Raw genomic sequence first — 7,355 nt, 5'->3', positions numbered from 1 at the left:
GTTGTTAAACGCTGCGGTGGCGAAGATATTTGGCGGGTCACTGCCTGAGAAAATAGCTCGATGCCTGGGATTCTATTAAAAATAAACCAAGCCCCTTTCTGATATTCAGAGCGGGGCTTTGTTTTTTTTAGCCGATTATTCAAGAGAATATTTAAAATATTATCAAGGACTTCTGCAAGAGGTCTTTTGCGTGTGAACCGAGCGGGTTTAAGTCGCTGATGACGGAAATCAAAGACCAGGGGGTGAAATCGCCCCTATGAGATTTTCCATCAAACAATGAACAGGACATGATATGAGGCTAATACCAATTTAAAAAGGTCTTGCTACAATTATTCATTTTATACAAATTATCTATGATTTGCAATAACCCCCGCCGGACACGGCAATGCCGTTTCCCTACAAATGAGATTCTCTAATTTCTATGTATCAATACTTTTTAGAAATGGTATAAGCAGAGTTTTCTCCTGAGTAATTTAGATGGCTGAATCTTTACCCTCTACGATCGCCCTTAACACCAGTTCACCCATATAATACTTGAGGCTGGCGTGAGTTATGGCTGCCCGGAGCGAAAATTCGATCGACAAATTAACTAAAAATATCAACAGTAAAGTGTCGGCAGTCATATAAACTAATTCCGATCGCCCTCAAAACCATTTGATGCCATGTGGGACAAAATTGCAGCACACATCTCTGAAACAACGGGAGAGAGCTTTTCCATCGACAATCGCCGTTCTGTCAGCGGTGGCTGCATCAATCAAGGCTATGCTATCAGCAGCACTTCCCGCAATTATTTCGCGAAAATCAATCAAGCTTCCCAAGTCGCGATGTTTGAAACTGAGGCGCTGGGTTTGCAGCAAATGGCGGAAACCCAGACGATTCGCGTTCCTCAACCGATTTGCTGGGGAACTGAGGGCAATTCTGCTTATATTGTATTGGAATGGCTGGATTTGCGAGGTGCCGGGGGTGAGATAGCCTGGGCAGAGATGGGGCGGAAACTGGCTGAAATGCACAAATACACCCCCCCCAGCCCCCCCTTGCTAAGGGGAGGAGAAGAGGTTGATTCTGCCTTGCTGAAGGGACGTTTTGGTTGGAGTGTTAATAATGCGATCGGCTCAACGCCTCAAATTAATAACTGGACTGCTGACTGGGCAGAATTTTGGGCAGAACATCGGATTGGTTATCAGTTGAAATTGGCTAGTAATCGGGGCGGAAACTTCAGTCGAGGGGAAAGCTTGCTAGCAGCTATTCCCAAGTTATTGGAGGGTTATAAACCTCAACCTTCCCTAGTTCACGGGGATTTGTGGGGAGGAAATGCCTCGGTAACTTCGGCGGGGGAACCAGTAATTTTTGACCCGGCTGCTTATTGGGGCGATAGAGAAGTTGATATTGCGATGACGGAACTATTTGGAGGTTTTTCCGCAGCGTTTTATCGAGGTTATAATGAGGTTTGGTTGCTGGATTCTGGCTATGAAAAACGCAAAATTTTTTACAATTTATATCATGTTTTGAATCATTTTAATTTGTTTGGCGGGAGTTACGAGTCGCAGGCAAATCAAATGATTAATAGAATTTTGGGTTAAGATTTCAATATTAGCTGAATTAGACGGAATCAAAAATGAAGTTTTGGCATTGTTGCACCAAATTGGGATTTATAGTTTTGTTTTTGAGCAGCATCAGGGCTGAGAATGCTTTAGCTGCTTTACCCTTACAGGTGGGAGTCTATCACGGCGGCGGTTCTCGATACATTCAAATTGCTAAAAAACAAAATAGAATCTGCTTCAAAGGCTTTTCTTCTAACGGAGTTACTGTGGCTTCCGTTACGGCGGATAGTAAGCGCGAAAACTTTTACAAAATCAACGGATTTGATGGTACATTTCTGTTGCAACAAGATACAGATACTGTCTTATTCGGCCCGATAAATCAGTTAAGTAAGTATGTAGCAGATTATGGTTTTCCTAGAAATTTAGATGACGATTTGCAGCAGTGTCTTACTTTCCAGAAGCCATTCTTTAAACAAAAATTACGCGGCCGAGGTGATCGCTAAGAAAAGCGTTCATTCATTTAGATGCTGTAGGGTGCGTCGCCCTCCACAATCTTTCAACCAAATCGAATATCTGATAGCGACGCACTCCCACAAGTGGTAGTTTAACTAATATAGTTTTTCTCAATTAAGGTGCGTCGCTGTGAGATTGTCGATCGACTTTAAGGAATTTCGATGTATCTGCACCCTACAGCTACCGTAGGGACACGGCACTGCCGTGTCCCTACAACTAGAGCTTACTTTTGCTTAGCAGTCGCTTTTTTCTTGGCTTCCTTTTCCGCTTTTTTAGCGTTTTTTTCAGCTTCAAATTTGGCGAACTTGGCTAGTTCTTTCTCTTCAGTTATTTTATCGAGATAGTAGTGGTAATCTCCGAGATAAGGGCGAAACTCTCCATCCCGAATTTCGACTATTTTGTTGGCGACTTGAGAGATGAAATAGCGATCGTGCGAAACGATCATTACCGTGCCATCGTAATTCTTAATCGCCTCTTCCATCATCTCTTTCGCGGGAATGTCGAGGTGATTTGTCGGTTCGTCCAAAATTAGCAAATTCACGGGAGTCAACAGCATCTTTGCCAAAGCTAGACGGGCTTTTTCTCCGCCACTCAAAGCGCTAACGTTTTTGTATACTGTTTCGCCGGTGAACAGAAAACGCCCCAAGATAGTCCGAACTTCTTCATTTTTCCAGTCTGGAACTTCGTCGTGAATCGTTGCCATCACGCTTTTATTCAAATCTAAGGCTTCGGCTTGATTCTGTTCAAAGTAACCGGGGATGACGTTGTGGCCTCCGAATTTGACAGTGCCTTCGGTGGGCGTTTCTAAACCCATAATCATTCGCAGCAAGGTAGATTTGCCTGCGCCGTTGGGGCCGAGAAAGGCGATGCGATCGCCTCTTTCAATTAATAAATCTGCTCCCAAAAATAGGATTTTGTCACCGTAGGTGTGCACTAAGTTTTCAATTATGGCTACTTCGCGGCCACTGCGAGGTGCGGGAGGAAACCGGAAATGCAAAGTTTTCAATCCGCCCGTGGGCGCTTCGATGCGTTCGATTTTGTCTAACTGTTTCTCGCGACTTTTCGCTTGGGTACTGCGAGTAGCGCTGGCACGGAATTTTTCAACGAATGCTTGCTGTTTGTCGAGTTCTTTTTGCTGGTTTTCGTAAGCGTTGAGTTGGGCTTCTCTGGCTTCTGCTTTTTGCAGTAAATAGGAGGAATAGTTGCCGAGGTAGGTGCTGGAAACGCCGCGTTCGGTTTCGACGATTTGGGTGCAGAGCCGATCGAGAAATTCGCGGTCATGGGATACGATTACCATTGGGGTAGTCAGCCCTTTGAGGTAATCTTCCAGCCATTCGATCGTTTCTAAGTCGAGGTGGTTGGTAGGTTCGTCTAACAGCAGGATATCGGGTTTTTGGAGGAGAATTTTACCTAAACTCATCCGCATTTGCCAGCCGCCGCTGAATGCGCTGACTAATCGATCGGCATCTTCTTGCTCAAATCCGATTTCTGGTAAAATCTTCTCAATTTGGGCTTCCAAACCGTAGCCATTTAAGCCTTCAAATTGTCTTTGCAAGCGATCCATTTTGTGGATCAATTCGTCGAGATTTTCTGGGGTGGAGTGTTCCAAATCTCGATGGACTTCCATCAAGGATTCGTGAACTTCGTTGGCTTCGCTGAAGGCGCGCCAAAATTCTTCTTTGACGGTACGGGTGGGATCGATTTCAAATTCTTGGGAGAGGTAGGCGATGTGGAGGCTGGCGGGGCGAATGACTTCGCCTGCGGTGGGTTCGATTTCGCCGGCGATGATTTTGAGTTGGGTGGATTTGCCGGCACCGTTAACGCCTACTAAGCCGATGCGATCGCCTGGTTTGACTTCCCAGGTGACATCTTTGAGTACGACGCCTGTGGGATAAATTTTACTGATGTGTTCGAGTCGCAGCATTGTTGTGGGGCTGGGGAAGAGGGGTTTAGCGGCGGATCGGATGCCGGCGCTGAGGTCGTGTTAATCTTAACAAATTTTAAAGATTTTTAGCGTATTGCCAGATTTTGATTTGGTGGGAGTTACGCATGGGGGCCCAGAAACCGGGTTTTTTTAGGAAAATACTTCGTTGTAACCGACAGATTAGCTAAAAAACCCGGTTTCTTTGTCGGATGCTAATTCAAGGGCTGCGATCGCCTGTTGGCGACTGACGCTGGGGAAATGGTCGAGAAACTCATTGAGTGAGTCACCTGCTTCAAGATAATCAAGCAAGATTTTCATTGGGACTCTTGTACCAATAAAAACTGGAGTTCCTCCCAATATGTCGGGGTCGCTATGGACAATGCGGGATGTGGATACCATCACAATCTAGCCTGTAGGAGTGAATATTGTCTCAATTTTAACTCGAAACGCTTAATTGCTGCTTGTCGGAAGCTGGGTGACTGATTTGAGTCGGAGGGCGATCGCACTTTCTAATTCTTCTTATGCTTGGAGACTTGTGACTTGCGTTCGGGCGATCGCACTGGCGATGATTTAGGCGATCGCCCGCGCTTGATTGTGTTGTAGTTGATGCAATACATTACAATAGTCAGTATCAACCTTGACTACAAAAGAGAGCGATCGTGCCTGCAAAAGACCGTTATCATCAAGTTGTCAAACAAGCCCTAATTAAGGCTGGATGGACAATTACCCACGATCCGTATCCCTTGGCTTGGGCGAAGAGAAACCTATCGATCTGGGTGCCGAACAGCTATTAGCTGCGGAGAACAGTGAGCGCAAGATAGCCGTTGAAGTTAAAAGTTTTATCAGAGAATCTAGAGTTGCCGATTTAGAGCAAGCTTTGGGTGAATACACTCTTTACTATGACATCTTAAAACGGACAGAATCAGAAAGAAAGCTGTATCTTGCAATTCCACTAAATGCCTTTACCGAGCTTTTTGAAGGAGAAAAATTTGGTCAGATATTGCTAGATAATAACCGCCTAAATCTTGTTGTTTTCAACCCAGAAACAGAGGAAATAATACAATGGATAGCTTAAATAATTATCGCAAACTTGTTAAGCAGCTTGTTACTGAATACGCTGAGATTCCCGTTTTTGACAGCGGGACGCAAAACGCAACAATTTTTGATGTGGAAAATGACCGCTATATGTTCATCAATATAGGTTGGTCTAAGGAGCAGCGGATTCACCATTGTGTGATTCATATTGATATTATTGACGGTCAGGTGTGGATTCAAGCCAATAATACCGATCGCCTGATTGCTGAGGAGTTAGTTGCAGCGGGTATTCCTCCCGAATCAATTGTTTTGGGGCTTCAACCGCCTGATGTTAGACCCTATACTGCTTATGGACTGCCTTGTAGCGAAATGCCGATGGCAGCCGAAGAATGTTATAAATGAGGAGAACTGTAGACAAAATCCATGCCAAGGAAGATTCGACAGTTGAAAGTTGAGATTGCGCGTAAAGGGTTTGTTTATCTACCGAAGCGTGGCAAAGGTAGCCATGAACGTTGGCGACATCCTTTTGAATAGAGATGAATGGGGAGTAAAAATAATGACAATTGAACAAGCTGTATTAGAAAATTTACGGGAATTGCAGCCTGAGCAACAGCAAGAAGTTCTAAACTTCGTGCAGTTTCTCAAGCAAAAGTCTACTCCGAAACAACCTCAGCGTAGTTTGTACGGGTTGTGGAGCGATCTGGATATTGAAATTACAGCGCTGGATATTGCCGAAGTCCGTGAAGAAATGTGGGGGAATTTTCCTTTATGAGTTTCCTCTATGAGCGCAGTTGTGATAGATACCCATGCTATTGTTTGGTATTTCTTGAAATCGGGGAATTTATCGGCTACTGCTTTAGCAGCAATCGAGGGGGCAGAGTCGGTTTATGTGGCTTCGATTTCTGTTGTAGAAATTATTTACTTGAACGAAAAAGGAAAGTTACCACTAGTGGCTCTAGATCGGTTAATTCAAGCCTTAGCTGATGTTAATACTAAATGGTTGGTGGTGCCGCTATCTTTAGAAATTGCTCAGGCAATTTCCCAAATTCCACGAAATGTTGTACCCGATATGCCCGATCGCATTATTACGGCTACTGCTTTTTATTTGCATCTGCCATTGGTTAGCTGTGATTCTAAGATTCAGGCAGCAGATATTCAGACGATTTGGTAAGTTAGAGATAAATTGTAGAAAGATTTAGCGTTTCTTTGCAACCGGAGATGATCTGAGTGATTTGAGTGGGAGGGCGATTCCCTACGGGATAGCTTCGCCGCGCGTGCTTTTGTGTTTGTTGGGAATTGACGAAAGGGCGATCGCACTTCAACAGCCTTTTTGTAAGCAATTAGACAAGGTGCGGAAGAAGTGAGGAGAGAAGTGCGATCGTAATTCAAGCACATACTCTTTATTATCAAGGACTTGGTGAAGCACTTGGTGAAGCACTTGGTAAAAACTCTGTTGGAGGATTTGCTGGTAATTGAAGTAATTTACCATTATTCCAAGATTGCTCTTTACGAGTGCCATCAGAATCTATCATTACTCCTGAACCATGTCTCTTGTTATTCTGCCACCAACCCTCATAGCGATCGCCATCAGGCCAAGTGTATTCTCCGTAGCCATGAAGCTTTCCCTCAAGCCAGCGGCCTTCATACCGACCGGCAGTGTACCAAATCATAGTACCCAAACCGTTATATTTGCCATTTTTCCAATAACCGTCATAGCTTTTTTCCTTCTCGTCTTTAGGGAAAGTCATATTCCCTTTACCATTTATCTCGCCGTCTTGAAACTCACCTACATAAACACGGCCATCAGCATAAGTTAAAGTCCCTATGCCATTCATTTTTGTTCCATCTTTGCTCCAGTCTCCCTCATAGCGATCGCCATTTTTGTAAATATATACTCCCTTGACGTAACTATCATCTTTCCACTCTCCTTCTATGCGATTGCCACTTGGATAAGTGAACACGCCTTTACCATTCGCTTTATTATTCTGCCACTCCACTTCATGACGATTGCCATTCGCATAAGTTAACACACCTTTACCATTATATGTTGCGTTCTTAAACTCGCCTTCATAGCGACCGCCATTAGCAGGAATAAATACTCCTTTACCATTTGGCTTACCATTTAAAGTCTCACCCTTATATCTAGCACCACCCTCGTATGTAATCTCACTTGTTAGAGGGCAGAAACCGACTTCCAAACCAATACATTGCTTAATTTCTTTCTGAAAAATATGGATAGACGATCCTACAACAGCTACTATTAATCCGCTTACTATTGCTCTGACTACTCCTTGTTCGCTCATAACTTCCCCCTTAATAATACATTTGAAGCTAGAAACACC

General features: G+C 44.1%; 9 protein-coding genes and 1 pseudogene. 6 read left to right on the top strand and 4 right to left on the bottom strand.

Annotation, left to right across the window (positions count from 1 at the left end; all coding sequences use genetic code 11):
• Nucleotides 1–473: 473 nt before the first annotated feature.
• A complete protein-coding gene (locus tag QUB68_RS14225) occupies nt 474–623 on the bottom strand; it encodes a hypothetical protein (protein ID WP_332993374.1) in 150 nt (49 codons plus the stop codon).
• Nucleotides 624–662: 39 nt separating this feature from the next.
• On the opposite strand from QUB68_RS14225, the gene QUB68_RS14220 reads away from it, so the two are divergent.
• Nucleotides 663–1,580, top strand: a complete 918-nt coding sequence (locus QUB68_RS14220) for a fructosamine kinase family protein (RefSeq protein ID WP_332993373.1) — start codon at nt 663–665, stop codon at nt 1,578–1,580.
• A 35-nt stretch (nt 1,581–1,615) separates the two neighbouring features.
• Complete coding sequence (locus tag QUB68_RS14215; protein ID WP_332993371.1) at nt 1,616–2,044, top strand: hypothetical protein; 429 nt, start codon at nt 1,616–1,618, stop codon at nt 2,042–2,044.
• A 233-nt stretch (nt 2,045–2,277) separates the two neighbouring features.
• Here QUB68_RS14215 and QUB68_RS14210 read toward each other — a convergent pair whose 3' ends face one another.
• Complete coding sequence (locus QUB68_RS14210; RefSeq protein WP_332993369.1) at nt 2,278–3,978, bottom strand: ABC-F family ATP-binding cassette domain-containing protein; 1,701 nt, start codon at nt 3,976–3,978, stop codon at nt 2,278–2,280.
• A 180-nt stretch (nt 3,979–4,158) separates the two neighbouring features.
• Complete coding sequence (locus tag QUB68_RS14205; protein WP_332993367.1) at nt 4,159–4,377, bottom strand: DUF433 domain-containing protein; 219 nt, start codon at nt 4,375–4,377, stop codon at nt 4,159–4,161.
• Between the two features lie 260 nt (nt 4,378–4,637).
• On the opposite strand from QUB68_RS14205, the pseudogene QUB68_RS14200 reads away from it, so the two are divergent.
• The 4 genes and pseudogenes from QUB68_RS14200 (at nt 4,638) to QUB68_RS14185 (ending at nt 6,184) form a co-directional block, all read left to right on the top strand.
• Nucleotides 4,638–5,053, top strand: a pseudogene (locus QUB68_RS14200) (element excision factor XisH family protein).
• Nucleotides 5,041–5,415 carry a XisI protein gene (locus tag QUB68_RS14195; protein WP_332993363.1) on the top strand — a complete coding sequence of 125 codons (375 nt, stop codon included), beginning with the start codon at nt 5,041–5,043 and terminating at the stop codon, nt 5,413–5,415. The pseudogene QUB68_RS14200 and the gene QUB68_RS14195 overlap by 13 nt, the downstream one beginning before the upstream one ends.
• A gap of 154 nt (nt 5,416–5,569) precedes the next feature.
• Nucleotides 5,570–5,785 (top strand): DUF2281 domain-containing protein, encoded by a 216-nt coding sequence (locus QUB68_RS14190; RefSeq protein WP_332993361.1) that lies wholly within the window; start codon nt 5,570–5,572, stop codon nt 5,783–5,785.
• Nucleotides 5,786–5,794: 9 nt separating this feature from the next.
• Nucleotides 5,795–6,184 carry a type II toxin-antitoxin system VapC family toxin gene (locus QUB68_RS14185; RefSeq protein ID WP_332993359.1) on the top strand — a complete coding sequence of 130 codons (390 nt, stop codon included), beginning with the start codon at nt 5,795–5,797 and terminating at the stop codon, nt 6,182–6,184.
• Between the two features lie 235 nt (nt 6,185–6,419).
• On the opposite strand, the gene QUB68_RS14180 is transcribed toward QUB68_RS14185, so the two are convergent.
• Nucleotides 6,420–7,316, bottom strand: a complete 897-nt coding sequence (locus tag QUB68_RS14180; RefSeq protein ID WP_332993357.1) for an MORN repeat-containing protein — start codon at nt 7,314–7,316, stop codon at nt 6,420–6,422.
• Nucleotides 7,317–7,355 lie beyond the last annotated feature (39 nt).

The organism is Microcoleus sp. A006_D1, assembly GCF_036702805.1.
Taxonomy (GTDB): domain Bacteria; phylum Cyanobacteriota; class Cyanobacteriia; order Cyanobacteriales; family Microcoleaceae; genus Microcoleus.
This window is presented reverse-complemented; position numbering and strand designations above follow the sequence as displayed.